27 protein-coding genes and 1 pseudogene are annotated in these 23738 nt (G+C 67.8%); 18 read left to right on the top strand and 10 right to left on the bottom strand.

Annotated features, from left to right (window positions below):
• Positions 1 to 130: 130 nt before the first annotated feature.
• Positions 131 to 1021, bottom strand: a complete 891-nt coding sequence (locus OG883_RS02545; RefSeq protein WP_266534306.1) for a LysR family transcriptional regulator — start codon at positions 1019 to 1021, stop codon at positions 131 to 133.
• Positions 1022 to 1102: 81 nt separating this feature from the next.
• Here OG883_RS02545 and OG883_RS02540 point away from each other — a divergent pair, with 81 nt between their 5' ends.
• The 5 genes from OG883_RS02540 (at position 1103) to OG883_RS02520 (ending at position 6268) form a co-directional block, all read left to right on the top strand.
• Positions 1103 to 1795, top strand: coding sequence for an MOSC domain-containing protein (locus OG883_RS02540; RefSeq protein ID WP_266534303.1), 693 nt, complete (start codon positions 1103 to 1105; stop codon positions 1793 to 1795).
• A 104-nt stretch (positions 1796 to 1899) separates the two neighbouring features.
• On the top strand, positions 1900 to 3450 hold the full coding sequence (locus OG883_RS02535) for a multicopper oxidase family protein (protein ID WP_266534300.1): 1551 nt from the start codon (positions 1900 to 1902) through the stop codon (positions 3448 to 3450).
• Between the two features lie 10 nt (positions 3451 to 3460).
• On the top strand, positions 3461 to 4234 hold the full coding sequence (locus OG883_RS02530) for an SDR family oxidoreductase (RefSeq protein ID WP_266534298.1): 774 nt from the start codon (positions 3461 to 3463) through the stop codon (positions 4232 to 4234).
• 251 nt (positions 4235 to 4485) lie between these two features.
• A complete protein-coding gene (locus OG883_RS02525; RefSeq protein ID WP_266534296.1) occupies positions 4486 to 5514 on the top strand; it encodes a hydroxyacid dehydrogenase in 1029 nt (342 codons plus the stop codon).
• 61 nt (positions 5515 to 5575) lie between these two features.
• Entirely contained in the window at positions 5576 to 6268 is a 693-nt protein-coding gene (locus tag OG883_RS02520) for an ester cyclase (RefSeq protein ID WP_266534293.1), read from the top strand.
• A gap of 199 nt (positions 6269 to 6467) precedes the next feature.
• Here the strand turns inward: OG883_RS02520 and groL are convergent, their stop codons facing one another.
• From groL to OG883_RS02505, 3 genes are all read right to left on the bottom strand, one after another.
• Positions 6468 to 8090: a chaperonin GroEL gene (gene groL, locus OG883_RS02515; RefSeq protein ID WP_266534290.1), complete on the bottom strand. Its 1623-nt coding sequence runs from the start codon at positions 8088 to 8090 to the stop codon at positions 6468 to 6470.
• Positions 8091 to 8224: 134 nt separating this feature from the next.
• A complete protein-coding gene (gene groES / locus OG883_RS02510) occupies positions 8225 to 8533 on the bottom strand; it encodes a co-chaperone GroES (protein WP_266534288.1) in 309 nt (102 codons plus the stop codon).
• Between the two features lie 334 nt (positions 8534 to 8867).
• Complete coding sequence (locus OG883_RS02505) at positions 8868 to 9812, bottom strand: polysaccharide deacetylase family protein (protein WP_266534285.1); 945 nt, start codon at positions 9810 to 9812, stop codon at positions 8868 to 8870.
• 90 nt (positions 9813 to 9902) lie between these two features.
• Between OG883_RS02505 and OG883_RS02500 the strand changes: the two genes are divergently transcribed.
• The 5 genes from OG883_RS02500 to OG883_RS02480 all read left to right on the top strand — a co-directional run bounded on the left by OG883_RS02500 (position 9903) and on the right by OG883_RS02480 (position 12757).
• On the top strand, positions 9903 to 11081 hold the full coding sequence (locus OG883_RS02500) for a methyltransferase domain-containing protein (protein WP_323180868.1): 1179 nt from the start codon (positions 9903 to 9905) through the stop codon (positions 11079 to 11081).
• A 128-nt stretch (positions 11082 to 11209) separates the two neighbouring features.
• Positions 11210 to 11488 (top strand): hypothetical protein, encoded by a 279-nt coding sequence (locus OG883_RS02495; RefSeq protein ID WP_266541679.1) that lies wholly within the window; start codon positions 11210 to 11212, stop codon positions 11486 to 11488.
• Positions 11485 to 12057, top strand: a complete 573-nt coding sequence (locus OG883_RS02490) for a hypothetical protein (RefSeq protein ID WP_266534283.1) — start codon at positions 11485 to 11487, stop codon at positions 12055 to 12057. Before OG883_RS02495 ends, OG883_RS02490 begins: the two co-directional genes overlap by 4 nt.
• Positions 12058 to 12101: 44 nt before the next feature.
• Entirely contained in the window at positions 12102 to 12392 is a 291-nt protein-coding gene (locus OG883_RS02485) for a hypothetical protein (RefSeq protein ID WP_266534281.1), read from the top strand.
• Positions 12389 to 12757 (top strand): hypothetical protein, encoded by a 369-nt coding sequence (locus OG883_RS02480; protein ID WP_266534280.1) that lies wholly within the window; start codon positions 12389 to 12391, stop codon positions 12755 to 12757. The genes OG883_RS02485 and OG883_RS02480 overlap by 4 nt, the downstream gene beginning before the upstream one ends.
• Before the next feature lie 14 nt (positions 12758 to 12771).
• Here OG883_RS02480 and OG883_RS02475 read toward each other — a convergent pair whose 3' ends face one another.
• Entirely contained in the window at positions 12772 to 12912 is a 141-nt protein-coding gene (locus tag OG883_RS02475) for a hypothetical protein (RefSeq protein ID WP_266534277.1), read from the bottom strand.
• A gap of 35 nt (positions 12913 to 12947) precedes the next feature.
• Between OG883_RS02475 and OG883_RS02470 the strand changes: the two are divergent.
• From OG883_RS02470 to OG883_RS02435, 8 genes and pseudogenes are all read left to right on the top strand, one after another.
• Positions 12948 to 13293 (top strand): annotated as a pseudogene (locus OG883_RS02470) (SAM-dependent methyltransferase); the annotation flags it as partial.
• A gap of 146 nt (positions 13294 to 13439) precedes the next feature.
• Positions 13440 to 14873 (top strand): IS1380 family transposase, encoded by a 1434-nt coding sequence (locus OG883_RS02465; RefSeq protein WP_266541169.1) that lies wholly within the window; start codon positions 13440 to 13442, stop codon positions 14871 to 14873.
• Between the two features lie 199 nt (positions 14874 to 15072).
• On the top strand, positions 15073 to 15462 hold the full coding sequence (locus OG883_RS02460; protein WP_266534275.1) for a WXG100 family type VII secretion target: 390 nt from the start codon (positions 15073 to 15075) through the stop codon (positions 15460 to 15462).
• Between the two features lie 28 nt (positions 15463 to 15490).
• Positions 15491 to 15790 (top strand): WXG100 family type VII secretion target, encoded by a 300-nt coding sequence (locus OG883_RS02455; RefSeq protein WP_266534272.1) that lies wholly within the window; start codon positions 15491 to 15493, stop codon positions 15788 to 15790.
• A complete protein-coding gene (locus OG883_RS02450) occupies positions 15790 to 17481 on the top strand; it encodes an RNase A-like domain-containing protein (protein WP_266534269.1) in 1692 nt (563 codons plus the stop codon). The genes OG883_RS02455 and OG883_RS02450 overlap by 1 nt, the downstream gene beginning before the upstream one ends.
• 127 nt (positions 17482 to 17608) lie before the next feature.
• Positions 17609 to 17908, top strand: coding sequence for an RNase A-like domain-containing protein (locus tag OG883_RS02445; RefSeq protein ID WP_266534266.1), 300 nt, complete (start codon positions 17609 to 17611; stop codon positions 17906 to 17908).
• Between the two features lie 12 nt (positions 17909 to 17920).
• Positions 17921 to 18562 (top strand): contact-dependent growth inhibition system immunity protein, encoded by a 642-nt coding sequence (locus OG883_RS02440; RefSeq protein WP_266534263.1) that lies wholly within the window; start codon positions 17921 to 17923, stop codon positions 18560 to 18562.
• Between the two features lie 200 nt (positions 18563 to 18762).
• The gene (locus OG883_RS02435; protein ID WP_266534260.1) at positions 18763 to 19770 is read left to right on the top strand and encodes a hypothetical protein; all 1008 of its coding nucleotides are present in this window, start codon (positions 18763 to 18765) and stop codon (positions 19768 to 19770) included.
• Positions 19771 to 19782: 12 nt separating this feature from the next.
• Here the strand turns inward: OG883_RS02435 and OG883_RS02430 are convergent, their stop codons facing one another.
• The 5 genes from OG883_RS02430 to OG883_RS02410 form a co-directional block, all read right to left on the bottom strand.
• On the bottom strand, positions 19783 to 20439 hold the full coding sequence (locus OG883_RS02430; protein WP_266534258.1) for a hypothetical protein: 657 nt from the start codon (positions 20437 to 20439) through the stop codon (positions 19783 to 19785).
• 132 nt (positions 20440 to 20571) lie between these two features.
• Positions 20572 to 20814: a DUF397 domain-containing protein gene (locus tag OG883_RS02425; protein ID WP_266534255.1), complete on the bottom strand. Its 243-nt coding sequence runs from the start codon at positions 20812 to 20814 to the stop codon at positions 20572 to 20574.
• Positions 20808 to 21626 carry a DUF5753 domain-containing protein gene (locus OG883_RS02420; protein ID WP_266534252.1) on the bottom strand — a complete coding sequence of 273 codons (819 nt, stop codon included), beginning with the start codon at positions 21624 to 21626 and terminating at the stop codon, positions 20808 to 20810. Before OG883_RS02420 ends, OG883_RS02425 begins: the two co-directional genes overlap by 7 nt.
• A 98-nt stretch (positions 21627 to 21724) precedes the next feature.
• Entirely contained in the window at positions 21725 to 22363 is a 639-nt protein-coding gene (locus tag OG883_RS02415) for a Uma2 family endonuclease (RefSeq protein ID WP_323180867.1), read from the bottom strand.
• A gap of 105 nt (positions 22364 to 22468) precedes the next feature.
• The gene (locus OG883_RS02410; protein WP_266534250.1) at positions 22469 to 23698 is read right to left on the bottom strand and encodes an RNA polymerase sigma factor; all 1230 of its coding nucleotides are present in this window, start codon (positions 23696 to 23698) and stop codon (positions 22469 to 22471) included.
• Positions 23699 to 23738: the final 40 nt, after the last annotated feature.

Raw genomic sequence — 23738 nt, 5'->3', positions numbered from 1 at the left:
GCCCGGAACTTCCGAAGAAACGTTCCTGCACAACCTCGTCCCGGGCCGGGGCCGTGCAGGTGTCACAGCAGGTCGACGGCCAAGCAGAGCGGCAGGTCAGCGGGGCCCGGCAGGGTCGGCGCCCGGCAGGTCAGCGCGGTGCGGCCAGGGTCAGCTGGTCCAGCGTGGCGGCGACCGCGGGGACCTGGGCCAGGTCCGGGAGCGTGAGCGCAACGATCTCCCGGTGGACGGCAGGCTCCACGGACACCGTGCGCGCACCCTTGGGCCGCACCGACTCCAGCGCCAGTTCGGGCAGCACCGCCACACCCAGACCCGCGCCGACCAGGCCGATCACCGCCGGGTAGTCGTCCGTGGCGAAGTCGATGCGCGGGACGAAGCCTGCTTCCTCGCAGACCTCGACGAGCTGGCGGCGGCAGCGCGGACAGCCGGCGATCCAGGACTCGTCGGCGAGATCGCCGATGGCGACGGTGCCCGCTGCGGCGAGGCGGTGCCCCTCCGGCACCAGGCCCACGAGACGGTCGGTGAGCAGGGGGCGTACGACCAGGTCGTCCCACTCCGCGCCGCTCGCGCCGTAGCGGAAGGCGAGCGCCACATCGCAGTCCCCCTCGCGCAGCATCTCCACCGAGCGCGGCGGCTCCGCCTCGACGAGCGAGACCCTGGTACCGGGATGGGCGGCGCGCAGGGCGGCGAGCGCGGTGGGTACGAGCGTGGAGCTGCCACTGGGGAACGAGACCAGCCGGACCCGCCCGGCCCGCAGACCGGCGATGGCCGCGATTTCCTCCTCGGCGGCGGTGAGTCCGGCGAGGATTCCCGCGGCGTGCCGTACGAGAGCTTCACCCGCTTGGGTCAATCGCATCTCACGGCCTGTACGGATCAGCAGCGGGGTGCCCGCGGATGTCTCGAGCGCCTTCATCTGCTGGCTGACGGCGGGCTGTGTGCAGCCCAGCTCGCGTGCGGCCGCGGAGAACGAGCCGGTGGCGGCCACGGCGCGCAGGACTCGGAGATGACGGGCTTCGATCACCCTCCGAATATAAGGGAAGCTTGGAGGTTGGTCGAGATATTGACTGGATCGTTTGAGCTCGGGCGGGTTAGCGTTCTCGCCATGAAGCTTCTGACCGTGAATGTGGGACGGCCGAAGTCCGTCGACTACACCGACGCCCCCAGTGGCAGGACCGGGATCGACAAGCGGCCGGCCGAGGGGGCCGTACGAGTGGTGGATCCCGGCCCCAAGGGCCAGGGGGCTGGTGGTGTGGCCGGGGACACGGTCTGCGATCTGCGCCATCACGGCGGGACCGACCAGGCCGTGTACGCCTTCGCCCGCGAGGATCTGGACTACTGGGAGCAGGAGTTGGGGCGGCCGATCGCCCCCGGCGCCTTCGGCGAGAACCTCACCACGCTGGGGCTCGACGTCAATGGCGCGAAGATCGGCGAGCGCTGGCGGATCGGCCCCGAGCTGGTGCTCGAGGTGACGAGCGGCCGCGTTCCGTGCCGTACGTTCGCGGGCTGGCTGGGTGAGCGGGGCTGGGTCAGGCGCTTTACGCAGCGCGGCGCCCCCGGTGCGTATCTGCGCGTCATCGAACCCGGCGAGATCAGGGCGGGCGACGCGATCGAGATCGTGCACCGGCCGGACCACGACGTCACGGTCGAGCTGCAGTTCCGGGCCGGGACCACCGACCGGACGCTGCTGCCGAGGCTGCTCGCGGCGGGCGACGCCCTTCACCCCGGGCAGCTCAGGAAGGCGCGCGAATACGTCGCCAAGCACGGCGACGGCACCCCCGTGACGCGCGGGGCCTGAAGCCCGTGTAAGGGAAATCCCCGAGACGACCCGGGAGTTGATTCGGGGAACGTTGGGGGGCCGTCCCCGATGTCGGCTCGAGTGCCCGCCGGGACGCTGGATTCATGTCTCGCCTCAAGCGCGTCCTCGTCATCCTCACGACGGTTGCCGTTGTCATCGGCCTCGCGTTCGGCGGCGGGTTCCTGTGGCTGTACACCGACGCCAAGGTGTCCACCGTCGGATCGACCGGCTTCGGCAACGAGCTGGCGGTGCCGCCGCTGGCGAAATCGACGGTGAAGAGCGACGGGACCCGGGTCTTCGATCTGACGATGCGGGCCGGGGAGAAGGAGTTCAGGGCCGGGAAGAAGACACCGACCTGGTACTTCGAGGGGTCCGGGAGCCGTCCCCCGGGGGGTGCGGCCCACGGTGACTACCTGGGGCCGACGCTGCGCGCCGCGCGCGGCGAGAAGGTCCAGGTGAAGATCAAGAACACGCTGGGCGAGGAGTCCACCGTGCACTGGCACGGGATGCACCTGCCCGCGAAGATGGACGGCGGTCCGCACCAGATGGTCGCCCCCGGCGCGACCTGGACCCCCCACTGGACCGTGAATCAGCCGGCCGCGACCCTCTGGTACCACCCGCATCCGCACGGCAGGACGGACAGGCATGTGCAGCGGGGGCTGGCCGGAATGTTTCTCCTCGACGACAAGAAGTCCGGCAGCCTCGCGCTGCCGAAGACGTACGGCGTCGACGATCTGCCGGTCATCGTCCAGGACGTGCGCTTCGACGGGGCGAAGTTCGACCACGGGCGCAAGATGATGCAGGACACCGGCTTCCTCGGGGACCGGACGATGGTCAATGGCACCCTCGACCCGTACAAGGAGGTCGGGGACGAGCTCGTACGGCTGCGGCTGCTCAATGCCTCCACCGCGCGCGTCTATGACTTCGGCTTCTCCGACGACCGGGATTTCTCCCTGATCGGGACGGACGGCGGGCTGCTGGAGAAGGCGGCCCGGATGAACCGCCTCCAGCTGTCGCCGGGCGAGCGGGCCGAGATCGTGGTGCGGATGAAGCCGGGCGAGCGGACCACGCTGCGCACCTTCCCGCAGGACAACTACGGGGACTTCTGGCAGACGCGGTTCGCCGGCGGCGACGACACCTTCGACGTGCTGGAGCTGCGGGCGAAGAAGACCCTGCGGGCCTCCCCCGAACTCCCCGGCACTCTGGGTGAGCTGGAGGTGCCGGACGGGTCCGACTCGGTGCGCGGGCGGTTCTTCGGACTGCGGATGTTCAGTATCAACGGGAAGCCGATGGCCATGGACCGGATCGACGAGACCGTCACCAGGGGGACGGCCGAGACCTGGACCGTACGCAACGAGGACGGCGTGCCGCACAACTTCCATGTGCACGACGTGCAGTTCCGGGTGCTCGAGGTGGACGGGAAGGAACCGCCGGCCGAGCTGCGGGGTGCGAAGGACACGGTCTTCGTACCCGGAAACAAGACCGTCAAGCTGGCGATGCGCTTCGACGGGCCGGCGGACCCGGACACTCCGTATATGTACCACTGTCATCTGCTGTACCACGAGGACCAGGGGATGATGGGGCAGTTCGTGGTCGTCGAGAAGGGCGGGAAACCGGGCAAGGTGCGTACCCCGCACGCACACACGGGGCACTAACGTGCCGCCTATGACGACTGCACTGATTACGGGAGCGACCGCGGGCATCGGCGCCGCGTTCGCGCGGCGGCTCGCCGCCGAGGGACACAACCTGGTACTGGTGGCCCGTGACACCAAGCGGCTGCAGGAACAGGCCACCGAGCTGCACGACCGGCACGCCATCGAGGCGGAGGTACTGACCGCGGACCTGTCGCAGGACGACGGGATCAGGTCGGTCGAAAAGCGGCTCGGTGACCGCAAGAACCCGGTGGATCTGCTGGTCAACAATGCCGGGTTCGGGAACAGGGGGCGCTTCCTGGAAGTGTCCATGGCCGACGAGCTGACGATGCTGAAGGTGCACTGCGAGGCGGTGCTGCGGCTGACGTCGGCGGCGACGGAGTCGATGCGGGAGCGCGGGCGGGGCGGGGTGGTGAACGTGGCGTCGGTCGCGGCGTTCGTGCCGCGCGGCACGTACGGCGCTTCCAAGGCGTGGGTCGTGCAGTTCACGCAGGGCGCCGCGCGGGATCTGACGGGTTCGGGGGTGCGGCTGATGGCGCTGTGCCCCGGCTTCGTACGCACCGAGTTCCATGAGCGGGCGGGCATGGGTACGGAGAACATCCCCGGGTGGATGTGGCTCGACGCGGACAAGCTGGTGGCGGCGGCGCTGGCGGACCTGGCCCGGGGGAAGTCGCTCTCCGTCCCGGACCCGCGGTACAAGGTGCTGATGGGTGTGGTGAAGCTGGCGCCGCGCGGGCTGCTGGGCGGGGTCACGTCCAAAACAGGCCGGAAGTACGGTCCGCAGTAGAGGCCGGGGTGCCGCGGGTGCTGTCCGGCCAGGTGACCTCGGTCGAGGGAGTGCGGCCGGTGACGGTGACGTGGGCCGGGTTCAGGACGGGGGCCGGGTGAGAACGGCGGCCTGGGTGAGGACGGGGGCCTGGGTGAGAACGGGGGCCTGGGTCCTGCATCCGGGTGAAGTACGAGAAGACCCCCTCCGGCAACGCCCCGCCCGCCGCGTCCTGTGACCTCAAGTGATTCCCGAGGAGCTCGAGTTCCACCATGCACCACGCCACTGACAATCGCCCGGCGCTGCTGCTGGCGATGGGCCCGGGCATCGCCGAGCGTCTGCTCGCCGACCGCCACCGCGACCGCCTCGCCGCCCTCGCCCGCACCGATCCGCAGCTGATCGCCCACGACCTGACCGCCCCAGCACCCCCTGCGGCGGCCGCACTTGCCGAAGCCGAGGTGCTGCTGACCTGCTGGGGCACGACCCCGCTCACCGCCGAGGTCCTCGCGTCGGCCCCCCGCCTGCGCGCGGTCGTCCACGCCGCCGGGTCCGTCAAGCACCACATCACCGAGGCCTGCTGGGAGCGCGGCATCGCGGTGACCTCGGCCGCCGCGGCCAACGCCCTGCCCGTCGCCGAGTACACGCTCGCCGCGATCCTCTTCGCGGGCAAGCGCGTGCTGCGCTCGGCGCAGCGGTACGGGGAGCTGCGCGCCCACCTCGACCCGCGCCAGGAGCTCGACGGCGTGGGCAACTACGGCCGTACGGTCGGAGTCGTCGGCGCCTCCCGCATCGGCCGCCGCGTGATCGAGCTGCTGCGCCCGTTCGACCTGCGGGTTCTGCTGTACGACCCGTATGTGGACGCGGCAGAGGCCGCAGGTCTGGGCGTCGAGTCCGTCCCGCTGGACGTACTCTGCGCCCGCAGCGACATCGTCACCGTCCACGCCCCCCAGCTCCCGGCCACCCGCCACATGATCGATGCGCGCCGGCTCGCGCTCATGCCGGACGGGGCGACCCTGATCAACACCGCACGCGGCTCCCTCGTCGACGAGGAGGCGCTGCTTCCGGAGGTCGTCTCCGGGCGCCTCGACGCCGTACTGGATGTGACCGACCCCGAACTCCCGCCCCCTGGCTCGCCGTTGTACGAGCTGCCGAACGTCCTGCTCACCCCGCATGTGGCGGGCTCTCTCGGCAGCGAGCTGCACCGGATGGCCGACCGGGCGCTGGACGAGGTGGAGCGGTTCGCGGCCGGTCTGCCCTTTGCGGACCCGGTGCTTCCGGCGGCCCAGAACCACTCGGCCTGAATCAGGCAATAGCCTCATTCATCACTAAAATGGACGCATCCCACCCAAGCCGGGAGGCGCCATGAAATTCGTACAGATAATCGACTACAAGACCGAGCGATTCGACGGTATGAACCAGCTCATGGACAAGTGGGTCGAGCAGACTCAGGGCAAGCGGACGGCCACCCACAGCGTCATCGGCAAGGACCGCTCCGACGGGTCCCACTACGTCGAGATCGTCGAATTCGGGTCGTACGAAGAGGCGATGAAGAACTCTCATCTGCCGGAAACCGACCGGATCTTCCAGGAGATGGTGGCGCTCTGCGACGGAATGCCGTCGTTCACCGACCTCGACATCGTCCGGGACGAACAGCTGAACACGGCAACCGCCCGCCGGTTCTTCCACGAGCTCGCCGTCGGAGGCAACCTCGACGCCATCGACGAGGTGTTCGCGGCCGACTACCGGGACCACGACATCCTGAAGGAAGAGGAGACCGTGATCGGGTCCGACATCATCCGGCAGGACCTCACCCGGTGGCGCGCCGCCTTCGACTTCACGTTCAACCTCGACGACCAGATTGCCCAGGGGGACAACGTGGCGACGCGGTGGACCTGGACCGGCACACACCAGGGCGACTTCATGGGCATCCCGCCGACGGGCAAGGTGTGCACCATGACCGGTAACACGATCTTCCGGTTCCATGACGGAATGATCCAGGAAGGCTGGTGGCACTACGACGCCATGCGCCTGATGCGGCAGCTCGGCGCGCTCTGACCAGCCATCGAGCCACAGCCGTCAAGCCGTAGCCATCGAGCTGTACCCGTCCGGCCGTAGCCATCGAGCCGTACCCGTCCGGCAAACAGGAAGGCCCCCGTTCCCGTCGCTCGCACGAGCGGGAACAGGGGCCTTCCTCTGCCGGCCGCGGCGCGACTGCGCCGCGGCCGAGCGACTGCGCAGCGTGAGCCGCTGAGCGTCAGTGGGAGTGGCCGTGGCCGTGACCCGCCTCGGCCTCTTCCTCCGCCGGCTTCTCGACGACCAGGGTCTCGGTCGTGAGCAGCAGGGAGGCGATGGACGCGGCGTTCTCCAGCGCGGAGCGCGTGACCTTGACCGGGTCGATGACGCCGGCCTTCACCAGGTCGCCGTACTCGCCGGTCGCGGCGTTGAAGCCCTGGCCCTTGTCCAGCTCCGCCACCTTGGCGGTGATGACGTAGCCCTCGAGGCCGGCGTTCTCGGCGATCCAGCGCAGCGGCTCGACGACGGCGCGGCGGACGACCGCGACACCGGTGGCCTCGTCGCCCACCTTGTCGAGGTTGCCCTCGAGCACCTTGGCGGCGTGGACGAGCGCGGAGCCACCACCGGAGACGATGCCCTCCTCGACCGCGGCGCGGGTCGCGGAGATGGCGTCCTCCAGACGGTGCTTCTTCTCCTTCAGCTCCACCTCGGTGGCGGCGCCGACCTTGATCACGCACACGCCGCCGGCCAGCTTCGCGAGGCGCTCCTGGAGCTTCTCGCGGTCCCAGTCGGAGTCCGTGGACTCGATCTCGGCCTTGATCTGGTTGATGCGGCCGACGACGTCCTCGTGGTTGCCGCCACCGTCGACGATGACGGTGTCGTCCTTGGAGACGGTCACGCGGCGGGCGGTACCCAGCACGTCCAGGCCGGCCTGGTCGAGCTTGAGGCCGACCTCCTCGGCGATGACGGTGGCGCCGGTGAGGGCGGCCATGTCACCGAGCATCGCCTTGCGGCGGTCGCCGAAGCCGGGGGCCTTGACAGCCACCGCGTTGAAGGTGCCGCGGATCTTGTTCACGACCAGGGTCGACAGGGCCTCGCCCTCGACGTCCTCGGCGATGATCAGCAGCGGCTTGGAGCCACCCGCCTGGATGACCTTCTCCAGCAGCGGCAGCAGGTCCTGGATGGAGCCGATCTTGCCCTGGTGGATCAGGATGTACGGGTCGTCGAGGACGGCCTCCATACGCTCCTGGTCGGTCACCATGTACGGGGACAGGTAGCCCTTGTCGAAGGCCATGCCCTCGGTGAAGTCGAGCTCCAGGCCGAAGGCGTTGGACTCCTCGACGGTGATGACACCGTCCTTGCCGACCTTGTCCATGGCCTCGGCGATGAGCTGACCGACCTGCTGGTCCTGCGCGGAGAGCGCAGCGACGGCGGCGATGTCGGCCTTGTCCTCGATCGGGCGGGCGGTCGCGAGGAGCTCGTCGGACACGGCCTTGACCGCGGCGTCGATGCCCTTCTTCAGGGAGGCCGGGGACGCGCCCGCGGCAACGTTGCGCAGGCCCTCGCGGACCAGCGCCTGGGCCAGCACGGTGGCGGTGGTGGTGCCGTCACCCGCGATGTCGTTGGTCTTGGTCGCCACCTCCTTCACGAGCTGGGCGCCCAGGTTCTCGTACGGGTCGTCGAGCTCGACCTCGCGGGCGATGGTGACACCGTCGTTGGTGATGGTGGGGGCGCCGAACTTCTTGTCGATGACGACATTGCGGCCGCGGGGGCCGATCGTCACCTTCACCGTGTCGGCAAGCTTGTTGACGCCGCGCTCAAGGGCGCGACGGGCGTCCTCGTCGAACTTCAGAATCTTCGCCATGGGAGCTTCTCTGTCCTCTCAAACGAACTGCGCCCCTGGGCACCCGGCTACATATGTCGCGGGGGCCAGGGGCGCAGATCATCAATGCAAACTGGGGTGCGGAGACTTCTGGGGGGCGACCCCCAGACCCCGACCTACTTCTCGACGATCGCGAGAACGTCGCGAGCCGAGAGGACGAGGTACTCCTCGCCGTTGTACTTGACTTCGGTGCCGCCGTACTTGCTGTACAGCACGACATCGCCGACGTTCACGTCGAGCGGAAGCCGCTCGCCGTTCTCGAAGCGACCCGGGCCCACCGCAAGGACGACGCCCTCCTGGGGCTTCTCCTTCGCAGTGTCCGGGATGACCAGGCCAGAGGCCGTGGTCTGCTCGGCGTCGAGCGGCTGGACCACAATGCGGTCCTCGAGCGGCTTGATGGCAACCTTGGAGCTGGCGGTCGTCACGATCCGACCTCCCCCTTCGGAGATCTCACGGGGTTAACTGTCTGAGGTGGCGACCAGGTGGATCCGTCGTCGCGGGTGCCGGACCTGCCCGTCGCTGTGTTGGCACTCTCCAGTGGGGAGTGCCAGACCTGAGACTATGACCGCGATTAGCACTCGGTCAAGCGGAGTGCCAATAAGTGCCGTGGCGTCGGTTCGATCTCGATACGGACAACGGGGGTCCGGGCGACTTGGTTCCGTACGACGGCGCGGGCGTGTCCTGCCCCAGAAGCGGGCGTGTCCTGCCCCAGAAGCGCACCGGCTGCCGGCATTCCGGCCGGCAGCCGGTGCGCTCGCCTCATACGTAGTCCTCCAGCCTTGCCACCGCGTAGCCCTTGCCGGTGACCGTCTTCATGACCCGGCGGATCATGTCGGGCATCGAGCCCTCCCAGTCCCCCTTGCCACGGAAGTGAGTGAGGATGATGTCGCCGGGATGCAGATCCCGGTCCCACTCGCGCCACTCCATGTGATCAGGGAACGCCTCGGCGGCCCACAGGGGCACGGCCTTGACGCCGCACGACCGGGCAGCGCGCAGGGTGTCCTCGTTGTAGTTGCCGTACGGCGGACGGAAGAGCGGGGGCCGCTTCCCGTACCGCCGCTCGATCTTGTCCTGCTGACCGCAGATCTCCCGCTTCTGCGCCTTGTACGAAAGGCCGGGCAGGTAGCGGTGGTTGAGGGTGTGGTTGTGCAGGGAGACCCCGCGGTCCTGCATCTCCTCGAAGTAGCCGTAGTTGTCGTTGATCACGTAATCGCTGAGGAAGGCGCTGTACGGGAGCTGCAGATCGGACATCATCCGCAGCAGGTCGGGGTCCTTCTCCGCGCCGTCGTCGATGGTCAGGAAGACGACTTTTTCCTTGACCGGCACGGTGGTGAAGACGGGCGGCAGGTCCTCCGCGTCCTCGATCTCGAACCCCTTGCGGGTGGTGATCTCGGGTTTGACGGCGGGCGGCATGGGCGCGGCGAGCGGCGTCTTCGCCAGGCCCCACTTCCTGGCGGCGACGGCGCGTGCCTTCTGCGCGCGCTTGACCTTCTTCACATACCCGGAGAGCGCGCCGGACGGACCCTCCGGCGCCTGCTTCTGCGCCTGCTTCTGCGCCTGCTGACCGGGTGCGGGCTTCGCGCCGGCAGAACCGTCCGAGGAACCGGCCGCACAGCTGGAGCCGAGGGCAGCGACGACGAGCGCGGCCAGGATCGCACGACCCCGGTATGCGGGATTCTTTACGTTTTGTCTGACTAGCTGCATGGCGCCGCATCCTGTCAGCGCGGAGCCCCGGCTCCGGGCCGACACCGCGACCGGAGGCGCACCATCCCCCGCCTGGCCCACAATGGGCCGGTGAACGACCTCGACGCCCTCGGCTCCTTCTCCGCACTCCGCACCGGCGAGGGCCGGGCACTGCTCGCCGAGCTGCGCGACTACGACCCCGCCCAGGAACTGGCCGTAGCCACCCGGCTGCGCCGCGACCACCCGGCGGAACTGGTCTCCGCAGCTCTCGGACAGGCGCGGCTGCGGCAGCGCGCGGTGCCGAAGTTCGGCGCCGAGGACGCCGGGCGGATGTTCTTCACCCCCAACGGCGTCGAGCAGGCGACCCGCTCCTCGGTCGCCGCATACCGCGCGGGGCGCTTCGCCGCCCTGGGCGTACGCAGCGTGGCCGACCTGTGCAGCGGCATCGGCGGCGATGCGATCGCGCTCGCCCGGGCGGGTATCTCGGTCCTCGCGGTGGACCGGGACCCACTGACGGCCGAAGTCGCACGTGCAAACGCGGAAGCGCTCGGCCTCGCGGACCTCATCGAGGTCCGGTGCGCGGATGTCACGGAGACCGACACGGCCGCGTACGACGCGGTGTTCGTGGACCCGGCGCGGCGCGGCGGCCGGGGGCGGATCTTCGACCCGGAGGCGTACTCCCCGCCCCTCTCCTGGGCGATCGGCGCGGCCCGCACCCGCCCCCACGCCGCCCTCAAGATCGCCCCCGGCATCCCGCACGAGGCTGTCCCGGAGGAAGCCGGGGCGGAGTGGATCTCGGACGGCGGCGACGTGAAGGAGGCGGTGCTCTGGTTCGGTACGACGCCGGGCACGATCACCGCGACCCTGCTGCCGGGCCCACGCTCACTGACCGGCCGCGGCCTGCCCGACCCGGCGGTCCGCACCGTCGGCCGCTTCCTGTACGAACCCGATGGCGCGGTGATCCGCGCCCATCTGGTCGCCGAGGTCGCCGAGGAGCTGTCCGGCGGGCTGATCGACGACACGATCGCGTACATCACGGCGGACGAGCTGCGGCCGACGCCGTACGCCACCGCCTACGAGATCACCGACGAGCTCCCCTTCAACCTCAAGAAGCTGAAGGCCCTGCTGCGGGAGCGCGAGGTCGGCGTCCTGACGGTGAAGAAGCGCGGCTCGGCGGTGGAGCCGGAGGAGCTGCGGCGCAAGGTGAAGCCGCAGGGGCGGAACGCCGCGACGGTGTTCCTGACGCGGGTGGCGGGGGCGCCGACGATGCTGATCGGACGTCCGGCGTAAGCCGTCCCACCGTTCCAGCTTGCGGGTGCAACTATCCGGGCGTGAGAGGCAGTTACATCGGAGACCGCACCGACCTCCCCCGTTCATCGTGCTGACCTCCATGCCGGAGGCGCCCTAGCATGCACAGAGTGATCACACACACCGGAGCCGTGTTCAACAACGGAGCGATCTCCAGACTCCTCGTGCGGGCCGGAGCCGCGAGCGAGCATCCGAACGGATGCCACCGGGAAATGTCCGCGCAGGCCGCCGAGTTGCAGGAGGCTCTGCTGCTCTTGCTCACGCTCCCGCTGGAGGAGCCGGACTACGCCCTCGCCCTGAAGGAACTGGGCATGGAGGTCGACCCGCCCGCGCCGTACGGACCCGGCGCATGGCTCACCGAGCCGGCCCAGCGACTCCGTCAGCGGTGACGGGGAACACTGCCCGTGCTGCGTGGGAATCCGCAGCACTCCGGCTGTTCGAGGACACGTACTCCCTCGTGGCCACGGGCCCGCGCGTGCACCCGGATTGGCTGCTCGATGCCGTGGCCGTGATGAACCGGGACTTCATCGACCCTCGGGGCTGGTCGGTGCTGGACCGGGACAGGGACAACGCGGACGAGATCGCACGGCACGGCCCTGCCTTCCCCTTCGACGCACCCAGCACGGAGCTGCTGAACGAGTCGCTGACCCAGATCACTTGCGACACCGCACCGGTACTTCTCGCGGCGATGACGGACGACTGGTGCGATCTGCGGTCGGCGCCGGGCTTTCCCGACCGGGCGGAGAGCCTGATCGCCGACGCACACACCCTGCTGGCCCGATACGGGCAGCAATTCGAGTGCTACACGAACGCGGACGATGTAGAAACGACACCGGCACCCGACCTCGGCTGCAAGGTTTCGTGCTGGTCGGCCCTCACGCGGTACACCGCCGACTACGGGCTCGTCGTGGTTTCCGACGCGGAGGTCGGGATCTTCTGGTCGTTCAATCCCATCTGAGCGATGCCCCGGCGGTCGCGGCGGTCGCCCCCGAACGAGAGCGAATGAGCATGGCGTTGCACCCCGAGGGCATATTCACCGGCGGACCGCTCTTCCAACTGGTGAGCCTGGCCGCCCGTGATGACGATCCGCTGGAGTGGCAGGTCCTGCGCCTCAAGCGCGTTCTGCGGACCGAGCACTGGGACGCCCCCTGGCGGAGGGCCTTTCAGACCCTCGCCTCGCAGCTCGACTACATGGCGGTGACGTTCACCGACGCGTTCTTCGACGGCTGCCGCAGCACGCCCGCGAGGCATGGACCACCGCCGCAGGCGGCAGGAGCGTTCCCAGGTTCATGACGGATCTCGCCATGCTGCTGCGCGTCGCGGACCGCGATCACCCTCCCGGCTACGACGAGGTCTCGCTGGCCAAGTGGGAGGCCGAGGCGCGGTTCCCGTTGCTCCGGAGTCTCGACACCTGGGCCTACGACGACGAGTACGACTCGTTCGAGGCGGCCTTCCAGGCTCGCATCGACGCAGAGCACCCGTTCTGCGACGAGGAACTCGTCCCCCTCATCGCCCAGGCCCTGGAGGTCCTCGCTCTCTGTGCGGGGTCCGAGCACTTCAGCAAGGCGTTCCAGGCGCACGACGAGACCGCGACGACCGCCGCGTTGAACGTCATCATCGACCTGGGACACGCGCACATGAGGAGCCACCATGCCTGAACCACGCGCCGGGGTCAGCGCTGCGCGCCGCCCGCGAGCCGGAGGGCGGGCGGGGAGCCCGAGACCAGCCGCACCGCCCACCGGTAGTGGCTCACCGCCTTCGCGACGCCGAGCAGACCTGTCAGCCAGATGATGAAGCCCAGCCCCATCACCAAGGCGACGTCCGCGTACGTCTCCCGGCCGGGCTGCGCCGGACAGCGTGATCATCCGGGCCCACCTCGTGGCGGAGGTCGCGGAGATCGTGGCAGGCGGCCTGCTAGACGAGACGATCGCGTACATCACCTCGAACGAAAGGCGCCCGGTGCCGTATGCAACGCCCTACGAGATCACCGACGAACTCCCCTTCAACATAAAGAGGTTGAGGGCACTTCTGCGCGAACGCGAGATCGGTAACCTGACGGTGAAGAAGCGCGGCAGCGCGGTGAAACCGAAGGAGGTCCGCCGCAAGGTGAAGCCCCACGGCTCGAACGCGGCCACGGTCTTCCTGACCCGCGTGGCGGGGCGCCCCGACGATGCTGATCGGTCGCCCCCTGTAACTAACCTCACGGGGCCTCGGCTTTGAACAGCCATGCTGTCGGCGGGTGTTGTTAGCCTGCGCGTTTCACTTGGACCTGTGTCCGGATCACGGGCGGTAACGCGAAAGTGCCTTCTGGGCTGGGACGATGAACCTTGTCGAGGGGTTCTGTCGGTCCAGGCGGAAGGCACTTTCTGCGTGCAGGGTATCGGTTCGCGTCCCAAGCTCCATGTGTCGGCTGACGGAGCGGGGGTGGTCGGGCATGCCGGGGCACGTCTGCTCGCCGATCTCGCTGATGCCACCGGTCTGACGACCGCGTACTCCACCGCGCTGCGGCCTCTTCGTCCCCGCGCAACCGGGCACGATCCGGGCCGGGTCGCGACCGACCTTGCGGTGACTCTTGCCGATGGCGGCGAAGCCATCGCCGACCTGGCCGTGCTCAGGGACCAGGCAGAGGTGTTCGGTCCGGTCGCCTCGACACCCACGGCCTGGCGGCTGCTCGCCGACACGGACGAGAACGTACTCGCTGCGCTGCGATCGGCAAGGGCCCAGGCCCGGGAAGTGGCCTGGCTGCAGGCCGCCGAGACCGGAACCGGCATACCCACGACCCGGGCCGCAGGGCAGGAACTGCCCGGTCTCGTCCTGGACATCGACGCCACGCTGATCACGTGCCACTCCCAGAAGGAGGAGGCCGCGCCCACCTACAAAGGCGGCTTCGGCTACCACCCGCTGCTGTGTTTCCTGGCGAATACCGGTGAGGCCATGTCCGGGCTGCTGCGGCCCGGCAACGCCGGCGCCAACACCGCCGCCGATCACATCACAGTCCTCGATCAGGCCCTCGCACAGATCCCCGACGCTCACCGGCACGGCATCGACATCCTGATCCGCACCGACAGCGCCGGAGGAGCGAAAGCCTTCCTCACTCACGTCCGGAACCTGCGGACACGAGGAATCCGTACCTTCTTCTCGGTCGGATACGCGGTCACCGAGCCGGTCCGCCGCGCGGTCCGGGCCCTGCCCGGGCAGGTCTGGCATCCCGCCCTGGACCAGGACGGAACCCTGCGTGCCGGGGCCGAGGTCGCCGAACTGACCGGCATGGTCGACCTGAACGGCTACCCGCCCGGCACCCGCATCATCGTCCGACGGGAACGTCCACACCCCGGCGCCCAGCTCTCGCTGTTCGACCAGGACGAGGGCCTGCGGCATCAGGTGTTCCTCACCGACACACCGTTCACCGGCGGCTCCGCCCAGTTCCTCGAAGTCCGCCACCGCGGGCACGCCACCGTCGAGGACCACATCCGAACGGGCAAGACCACAGGCTTCGGCCGCTTCCCCTCACGCCACTTCACCATCAACACCGCCTGGCTCGAACTCAGCCTCGCGGCAATCGACCTGCTGGCCTGGACGCGCGTCCTCCTGCTGGACAGCGAACTGGCTACCGCCGAACCCAAGAAGCTCCGCTACCGGCTGCTGCACGTCGCCGCCCGCATCACCCGCGGCGGACGCCGCTTTAACCTGCGAATCTCCGCAACCTGGCCCTGGCGGCACGAACTGAGCAGCGCATTCGCCCGCCTCACGGCCCTGCCACGGCCGTCCACCTGAACCTCGGCACCATCCCTGCCCACCCACGACCCGAGGAACCCTGGAGCACCCGGCCCGAGCGCCGGGGCCCAGCCATGCCCACCCGACGACAAGCAAACGAAATCACCGGTCCGCCGCGATCAGACCGCCTCAACCACCCGAAGCGAAACAGCGAGGTTAGAGTCCGGAGGGTGATCAGCGACTGCATGGAGGGGGAACCATGGTCGAAAGAGTCGATCTCGACGTCTCCGGCGATGATCTGACCAACCTCGCCGGAGACCTCGACGAGATGCAGCGCCACCTGGACAACCAGGTGCGGCGGATGGACGCGATCGTCGACGGTATCGAAGCGGGCTGGAAGGGCGACGCGGCCAAGGGCTACCGGGCGCTTCACCAGGGTGCGGCGGAGGATGCGGTACGGATCCGAGAGATCCTCAAAGTTCTCGAAGCAGCCATGCGAATGAGCCGGGACGGCTTCACCCAGCAGGAGCTGGACACGCTGCGGCAGCTACGCCAGGCCGAGAGCCAGGTGGACGCCGCCCGCGAGGCGGCCGAACTCTCGGAAGGGACCGCCTCTTTCACACCAGCCAGCCGAATACTCGACGTCTGAGAAACCGACTCACACACGGGGACCACACATGGCCGACGACTACATAGGCGTCAGCTTCACAACTCTGCGCGAAGCGGCGAGCGAGCTGGAGGACATCCTCAAGCAGCTCAACCTGCGACTCGAAACGCTCTACAACCGCACCGAGAAGGTCGTCCTCACATGGAAGGGCGACGCCCGCGACGCGTTCGTCGAGGAGCTCGACCAGTGGGACAAGCAGATGCAGGACCTGGAGGCAGCCCAGGCCTGGCTGCATGAGGTCGTCACCATAGGCCATGCGAATTACACCGAGGCCCATAGGGCCGTGCTTCGAGGCTGGGGGGCTGCCTGATGTCCACTCCGCCGGCGCCTTCTGCACAGAATGGCGGATTCGACGTCAAGCCGTCGGATCTCAAACGGGTCTCAGGCATCATGGCCATGCAGCAGGGTCGTCTGCACAAGGCCGCCTGGGACTTCGATCTCGAACTCATGATGTACATGGACTGCGGCGGCTACGGCACGGCGGCGGAAAAATTCTCAAGTGCATATGTAGAAGTAGGCAACAAGTTCTTGGACGTTTGGGCGACGGCCGTCGCAAGCGTCGGCGGTGCCTCAGTCGGCTTCATCGAAACCGCCAACCACTACTCCAAGGCCGAGGCCGCCAGCCATCCCTCAGGGACTAAAAAGCCCACCATCTACCCCCGGCCCAACGTGATCGAAAAGGAACCCTATTACCAACGAATCACCAACCTGAAGTGGGGTGACATGGATGACGCCTCGGACAACCCGTTCTCCTGGGTTCTTGAAGGCGTTCCAGATTTCGCCATGGATATTCTTCGCGAGGCGTTGGACAAGGTCTATCGATGGGGAAAAGTAGGCGACATCCTCCCGCTACCCGATTATCTACAAATCGACAAGATCGCACTTGCTTGGCTGCAGCCCGGGTTTTCTGTTACGCAGATCGACGGTGAACTCACCGGGGCCGCAGGCAGTATCACCGACAGGAGCAATGGCGAATGGCAAGGAGCTATGCGCACCTTCGCCAGTGCCATATGGGGCACCTCGCCTTGGGGCAAGTCAACCGCAGGATACGAGTGGGGCCACGATGACAGCATCGGCGGCCCGGGCGGCAGCCACCCTGTAATGTCTGTCCTTTGGGATACCACCCAGAAGATCAGCAAGATCATGCGAGAATTCGCCGAGGCCGCCGCGGAAGCGGTACAGGAAATTGCGCGAACTTACCGGAAGGCGGTTTTCGAAGCACTCCCACGCATAAGCGACGGCGTGGGTGTAGACGATTTGAAGAAGCTCGGGAAGAGCCTTTTCAACATGGGGAAGGAGCTCGGCCTGGGCATCACCCTAAACATTGATACCGCCGCACTGAACGCCGCCGTCACAAAATACGAAGGAAAGCTAAGCGGCCTCGAAAGCCGACTAGAAGGACTCATGACGCCGCTTGAAGAGGCGTACCTCAGCGCACCGACATTCCACGCCGGCGAGGCCCGCGCCATGGTGTTCGGCAAGAGATCCCTCAACGAGTTCAAGCAGGAACACCAATGGACCAACCCCAACGACAAAAATAACGGCATATACAGGATCGACCTGGCCGGTCAGGAGGGAATCGGCAACAGTCACGCCATTGACAAACACACCGCAAAAACCGATGAACAACTTCTGCAGAGATTCCGCGACGATCTGAGGCCCAACGGCCAGCCCTTCCCAGGCTCCTCATCGACGTTTACTGATCCTGCCAGCGCCCAGCGCTACACCCAACGGAACATCGATCGCAACAGTACTGAAATTCAGGCATGGTTGGCGCGTCAGCCATCCTCGAACCCACGGGACCAGAGACTTCCCATTGAATGGCCCCGCCCCAACCAGAGCAGTGGGGAGGTTACCGGTCGAACCGTCACCAAGGCCGACTACTTGGCAAACGGCAACAATGCGACTGTCAATGACGCCACAAGGGTGAAAACGCTGCTGAAGTATGACGGAAACCTGGATCCGCCGTTCGTTGTCTACACTTCCTACCCAACGCCGTAACGAGAGGGTGGAGTTCACCCGAACTCTCTTCGGTGACTCCCGGTCCAGATCAAGCGGGATACGGCGATCACTCAACGATGCAGTTCCGCCTGCCTCGAATCCGACACCCTTCCAAGCAGGAGGAAGAATGCTGATCCGTGCGGCCACCTACCCTGACAGGGAGACCGCCCAATGGGCCACCCAGGAGGTCGTGACCGCCAACGAACAAGCCGTCCACCGGTGGCTCGCCCAATCGACCCGGCAGCGCCTCACCATCGAGGCCGCCTGGCCAACCCGCCCCGAGCCGGTCGGCCGCGTACTGCTCCAGTCGATGGTCCTCGCGGGTCGTGAACCGATCGACGTGCGCGCCGCACGCGTGATCCTCAAGCGGGACACGAGCAGCCCGCACGGCTTCACCGTCCACGCCACCTTCCCGATCTACCTCTAGAGGCAGCACCTCGTGTCTTTGAAGCCGCGCGAACACGACCGCAAGTACGGCGAGCTGGATCACGTCATCCGCGCCTACCTAGGCCGCACCGCCGACGACGACGAGCCCCTGACCGCCTATCTCCGGCACACCTGGCGCACCCGGCCTTGGGCCATCCCGATCGCCGAGGAACAGCTGCGTGCGTACGCGGACAATCCGCCCGGCCGGCTCCGGCTGCGTCTCGGCGAGTTCTACCCCGTTCCCGATGTCGGCCTGCCGGACTCCGAGATCCAGGCCTGGCTGGTCCGCCTCGCGGACCGGCTCAGGGAGAGTGTGGACACCGGCCAGGCCCCGCCCCCGGCCACCCCACAGACGCACTGGGAGTGGCACGCTCGCTTTCCCGAGCTCGCCCAGTTCCTCGGCGGCTGGTTCTCCCAGAACATGCCGGACGAGTTCGAGGACCACGACGCCGCCGCGCAGGACTACCTGGACAACACTGACGCTGGTCTCATCGCTCAGCTGACCGGCGAGGTCCACGACTTGGTCACGCTGCCGCTCGACGAGTCCGACTACGCGATCGCTGTCGCCGAACTGGGCATGGAGGTCGACCCACCGCAGCCGTACCCGCCCAGTGCCTGGCTCGCGGAACTGGCCCTACGACTGCGCTCACGCTGAACGTCCCAGGAAGCCGCTCCCCGGGCGATCGATCGCGCCCATCGGCGGCGGCGGAAACGACGCGTCCGAGGGCAGCCACCACCTCATCGTGCTGATCGATCCAGCTCGTAGGCGAAGACTTCCAATCCTACAATTCACGTGTGACACCGGCTGCTCTCCTTGCTATGGGCAACTGGGAATCCACATGAGGAGCCACCACCGTGTTCGACCCGAAGGACAGCTTCCGGCGGTCCGACCAACTTGCCGACGCCGGTGACTGGGACGAGTTGCTGCGGCTCCATGAGGAAGCCGACGTTGCCCTCGCCGGCAGTACCGACCCAGCGGAGCGAAGGGATCTGGAGCGCGCGCGAGGCACGGTGGCCAGTGTCTTCATCGTCGAAGCGCCTGCGCCGTACGCCGCGGAGGCCGCCCGCCTGACGGAACGTCAATCGTCGCAGCGCTCCTCCCTGTTGTGGGAGGTCCTGGCGCAGCATTGGACCTGGGGGCAGGTGGGCCCTTGTCTCACTGATCCGGAGCTTCGGCACCTTGTCGCTCATGCCCGGGTGATGCGCGGTGAAGATCTCACAAACTCAGCCGCAGAACTCGGCACCGAGTTGCTCGGCGACATCCCTTTCGCTCTCGAATCATGGGAAGCAGCGTTCTGGAACCCGCAAATTTCACCGAAGTCCTACAACCGCCATGGTTCGGCAGGTGGGCTCACCGGCATCCCGACACATGCTGTGACGGATCGAATCCCTCTTCCGCTTCCCGACACCGACGCCCCTGACATCGCCTGGACCGCGCCGGAACCCGGGCTGCCCGGGGCAGTGGACAACCCTTCGTACGCTGCGGTCGCCGGGCCACTGCGATGCACAGCTGCTCAGGCTGCCTCCCGCCACTTCCACTGCCTCCCGATTCACGAGCGGCCGTCCCAGGCAGTTCCCGTGACCTTCCCGGTTGCCTATCCGACGCTGCTGGGCGTGCTGGGGGGACAGGGCGCCTACACCTCAGAGTCGACCGCCCTCGGGCGCATAGCGGTCTGGCGTTTGCTCCGAAGGATGGCAGAGCTACCCGACGACTGTCCCGCCGGCGCCGTCTCCGAGTATGTCGATGGGCTCACGTGCCTTACCTGGACACTGACGAGCGACGAGATCTGGTACGTACATCTGGCAGTCGAGCACACCCGCACCGGAACGAGCTGGCTGATCGACGGTCAGGACATCGACTGACTTCGTCCCCGATCAGCGATGCGCCCCGTCCAGCACCTCTGCGCCGGCCGGAAGCCTCGGCACCAGCCGCACCGCCCACCGGTAGTGGCTCACCGCCTTCGCGACGCCGAGCAGGCCCGTCAGCCAGATGATGAAGCCCAGCCCCATCGCCAAGGCAACGTCGGAGTACGTCTCCCGGCCGGGCTGCGCCGTCGCCGGGATCGCGAAGCACATCCACAGCCCCAGCGCGCACAGCAGGAACGACGGTACGAACCAGCACAGACTCAGGCCGGGTGACCGCAGGCGGGCATCGCCCACCGCGTCACGGTCCAAGGACGACCACTGGCGCAGTCGTTCACTCACCCGCATGTCACGGCGGATGCCGATAACGATCACGAAGCCGGTCGGGATCATGCAGGCGGCACCCATACACGCGACGAGCGCGCCGCCCACATAGCTCAGCGGGTCAATGGCGTCCTCGAAGATTTTCAGGGCAGCACCGACCAGCCCCCACCCCACCGCGAAGCCCGCTACCGTCAGCCACAGCAGCACCAGGTGCGGCACCCCGATGCTCAGCCTGCTCAACTCGCCCATCGCCCTGGCCCGGTCGGCGAGCAGCGCCTCACGGTCAGGCCAGGCGCGCATCTCGACAGGCGGCGGAGGGGGCGGGAGCGGGTTGCGACGGGACATACGTGCGAGGCTATCGCCTCCTCAGTCGGCGAACTCCTTGAGCTCCTCGGTCTCCAGGGTCATGTGGGTGGGTGGGAACAATCCCCCCACCCAATCCTTGGTGAAAGGGGCTCGAATCCCGAACCCCGAGGCTCAAGCCCCGACGTGCGCGACGAATTCCGCCCAGGCGCGGGCGGGGAGGGCGAGTTCCGGGCTCGACTTGAGCTTCGAGTCCCGGACGTGGACGGTGTCGGGGCAGGTGGAGACCTCGACGCAGTTGCCGCCCTCATTGTCGCTGTAGGTGGACTTGCGCCAGGCGAGGGCGACTTCCACGCACGCGCCGCCCTCGGTGCCGCTGTAGCTCGACTTGAACCAGACCCGTTCGGTGTTCACCATGCGTCAGCCTCCATCGTGATGAACTCAGCCGACTCCGACGGGCTGAGCGCCTCCGTCCGGATCATGCCAAGCCGCTGCGTCAGTTTGCTGACGGTTTCGAGATCGGCGGTCAGATGGCTGACCGACTGGCCCTCCTCGTAGACATGGTGCTCGTGGTCCGGCGATTCGAGAAGCACCATCGGGCCGTTGTTCCCCGGGTGCGCTCCGCGGCTGGTCGGCACCACCTGGATATCCACATTGCGCAACTTCCCTGCCTCCAGAAGACGTTTGCTTTGCGCCTTCATGACCCCCGGGCCACCGACCGGTCGCCGCAGCGCCATCTCCTCGATGATGAAGCCGAAGTAGGCGGTCGGTCGGCGCGACAGAATCAGCCCACGCTCCACACGGGCGGCGACACGCCGCTCGACCGTCTCCTCGTCCAGCGGCGGATAGTGGGCGTTGAGCAGGGCGCGCGCGTACGACTCTGTCTGAAGCAGTCCAGGGATCAGCAGCGGCTCGTACCACTGGACCGCGATGGCGTTGGCCTCGCGGTCCATGAATTCCACCGTTCGCGCCGGGAACGGGTCCGGCACCAGGAACGACTCCAGCGCCTTCAACTTCCCCCGCGCGCCGTACAGATCGTCCGCCACCGTCAGCAGTCTCAGCGTCGGTCTACGGCGCCCGACCTCCATCGCGCGGACCGTTCCCTCCGCATACCCGGCGGCCTCCCCCAAAGCCAGGCACGTTCCCCCTGCCTCCTGCCGCCACATCTGGACCTGATGGCCACAGTGCCGCCACGCAGAAGGCGTCTGCTTGAGCTGCTGTTCGGTCATGCATTTCAGGCTAGGACTCGGACACGGAGCGTGAGGCCCTTTCCAGGAGCAACTCCCTCTCCCGTGCGTTGCGGGTCAGGGACGCGGCCCACTCGAACTCAAGCGACAGTGATCGCCTTGCCAAGGGCGAAACCCTTGGCCGGGCCCTCGGGGATCACCGCATCGGTGCCGTAGGGGACGCGATGCTCGTCGGTATACGTGGCCTTCTTGGGGTTGGGGGAGGTCAGGACGAGAACTGCTCCCTCGTCGTCGAAGTCGTCGACGATCACGTACACCGGGATTCCGGCACGAGCGTACTCACGGCGCTTACGGGCGCGGTCGCGCTGGAGGTTCCGATGGCCCGGCGAGGTGACCTCGACCACCATCTTGACTCCCGCGGCGTCCACCCCGAGGCCCTCCTCGTCCGGGATCTCGTCGAGGTCCAGGGGGGCGACGAAGAGATCAGGAATCCAGGACTTCTGGCGGTAAATGACGTTGCCGTCCTGGTGGGGTGCGTAACCGCTGCCCGCCAGGTGGGCGTCGAGCGCCCGGCGGAGACGGCCAATGAGCACGGTATGACGACGGCGACCCGTAGGCGACACCTCGATGGACCCCTCGATGATCTCGGCCCGGTAGCCCTCGGGGAGATCCATGGCTTTCCATGCCTGCCACAGGACCTCGTCCAGGTCGGACACCGGTTCGGATGCGGGTTTGTCGTCCACCACCGGGGCCACCTCGTATGCGAGAGCGGTCATCATGAAGCACCTCCTCCTTCAGTGTGGGCGCGGGCGCCACTGCGGCACAAGCGACACCCGGACGCTACGGGGAATCGGCGACACCGTCCCCGTAGTCCCTACAGCTCATCAGATCGAGTGATGAGCGCGCTCCCGCAGCAGCTCACGCTCCCTTTCATTGCGCGTCAGCGACGCCGCCCTCTCGAACTCCGCCCGAGCTTCCGACATCCGCCCCAGCCGGGCCAGCAGGTCGCCTCGCACGCTCGGCAGCAGGTGGTACTCCTTCAGCGCGGGCTCGTCCGCCAGCGCGTCCACCACCTCCAGACCCGCCGCCGGGCCTTCCGCCATCGAGACCGCGACCGCCCGGTTCAACTCCACGACCGGGGACGGCATGAGCCTCACCAACTGGCCGTACAGCGCGGCGATCGTCACCCAGTCCGTGTCCTCGTACCTCGCCGCCTGGGTGTGACAGGCGGCGATCGCGGCCTGGAGGGCGTACGGTCCGTTGCCCGCCCGGTGCAGCGCCTCGACGCCGCGGCGGATCAGCATCCTGTTCCACTTGGAGCGGTTCTGGTCGGCGAGCAGTACCGGCTCGCCCGCGGGGCCCGTACGCGCCGTGATGCGTGAGGCCTGGAACTCCAACAGCGCTGCCAGGCCATGGACTTCCGGCTCGCCGGGCATCAGCCCGGCAAGCACCCGGGCGAGCCTCAGCGCGTCCTCGCAGAGCGCCGGGCGTACGAGGTCGTCGCCGGCGGTGGCCGAGTACCCCTCGTTGAAGACGAGGTAGATCACTTCGAGTACGGAATCCAGCCGCTCGGCGCGGTCGGCGCCGTACGGGACCTCGAAAGGGACGCCCGCCCTGGCCAGGGACCGCTTCGCGCGGACGATGCGCTGGGCGACCGTCGGCTCCGAGACGAGGAACGCGCGGGCGATCTCCTCGGTGGTCAGGCCGCCGAGGAGCTTGAGCGTGAGCGCGATCCGCGCGTCCGTCGACAGCACGGTATGACAGGCGGTGAAGATCAGCCGCAGCAGGTCGTCGTCGATGTCGTCGGGGCCCGGCGGCTCGGGCGGCGGCTCCACGTCCTCCAGGGCGCGCCCGACCTCGGCCAGCTTGCGGGCGTACGTCTCCTTGCGGCGTACGAGATCGATGGCGCGGTGCTTGGCGGTGGCCATGAGCCAGGCGCCCGGCTTGTCCGGGACACCTGACTCCGGCCACTGCTCCAGCGCGGCGACCAGAGCGTCCTGCGCGAGCTCCTCGGCGATGCCCACGTCCCTCACGATGCGTGTGACACCGGCGATGATCCGCGCGGACTCGATCCTGAATACCGCTTCGACCGTTTCGGTCGCACTTGCCCTCACGGCCACCCATCAGAGCAGCCGCTCGGGGGCAGGGCAAGCG

It is taken from the genome of Streptomyces sp. NBC_01142 (genome assembly GCF_026341125.1).
Taxonomy (GTDB): Bacteria; Actinomycetota; Actinomycetes; order Streptomycetales; family Streptomycetaceae; genus Streptomyces.
This window is presented reverse-complemented; position numbering and strand designations above follow the sequence as displayed.

Bases quoted from the DNA above. Each gene is read 5' to 3' on its own strand.
- OG883_RS02540 (WP_266534303.1), top strand. From the start codon at position 1,103: ATGAAGCTTCTGACCGTGAATGTGGGACGGCCGAAGTCCGTCGACTAC.
- OG883_RS02535 (WP_266534300.1), top strand. From the start codon at position 1,900: ATGTCTCGCCTCAAGCGCGTCCTCGTCATCCTCACGACGGTTGCCGTT.
- OG883_RS02530 (WP_266534298.1), top strand. From the start codon at position 3,461: ATGACGACTGCACTGATTACGGGAGCGACCGCGGGCATCGGCGCCGCG.
- OG883_RS02525 (WP_266534296.1), top strand. From the start codon at position 4,486: ATGCACCACGCCACTGACAATCGCCCGGCGCTGCTGCTGGCGATGGGC.
- OG883_RS02520 (WP_266534293.1), top strand. From the start codon at position 5,576: ATGAAATTCGTACAGATAATCGACTACAAGACCGAGCGATTCGACGGT.
- groL (WP_266534290.1), bottom strand. From the start codon at position 8,090: ATGGCGAAGATTCTGAAGTTCGACGAGGACGCCCGTCGCGCCCTTGAG.
- OG883_RS02505 (WP_266534285.1), bottom strand. From the start codon at position 9,812: ATGCAGCTAGTCAGACAAAACGTAAAGAATCCCGCATACCGGGGTCGT.
- OG883_RS02485 (WP_266534281.1), top strand. From the start codon at position 12,102: ATGAGCATGGCGTTGCACCCCGAGGGCATATTCACCGGCGGACCGCTC.
- OG883_RS02480 (WP_266534280.1), top strand. From the start codon at position 12,389: ATGACGGATCTCGCCATGCTGCTGCGCGTCGCGGACCGCGATCACCCT.
- OG883_RS02460 (WP_266534275.1), top strand. From the start codon at position 15,073: ATGGTCGAAAGAGTCGATCTCGACGTCTCCGGCGATGATCTGACCAAC.
- OG883_RS02455 (WP_266534272.1), top strand. From the start codon at position 15,491: ATGGCCGACGACTACATAGGCGTCAGCTTCACAACTCTGCGCGAAGCG.
- OG883_RS02450 (WP_266534269.1), top strand. From the start codon at position 15,790: ATGTCCACTCCGCCGGCGCCTTCTGCACAGAATGGCGGATTCGACGTC.
- OG883_RS02445 (WP_266534266.1), top strand. From the start codon at position 17,609: ATGCTGATCCGTGCGGCCACCTACCCTGACAGGGAGACCGCCCAATGG.
- OG883_RS02430 (WP_266534258.1), bottom strand. From the start codon at position 20,439: ATGTCCCGTCGCAACCCGCTCCCGCCCCCTCCGCCGCCTGTCGAGATG.
- OG883_RS02425 (WP_266534255.1), bottom strand. From the start codon at position 20,814: ATGGTGAACACCGAACGGGTCTGGTTCAAGTCGAGCTACAGCGGCACC.
- OG883_RS02420 (WP_266534252.1), bottom strand. From the start codon at position 21,626: ATGACCGAACAGCAGCTCAAGCAGACGCCTTCTGCGTGGCGGCACTGT.
- OG883_RS02415 (WP_323180867.1), bottom strand. From the start codon at position 22,363: ATGATGACCGCTCTCGCATACGAGGTGGCCCCGGTGGTGGACGACAAA.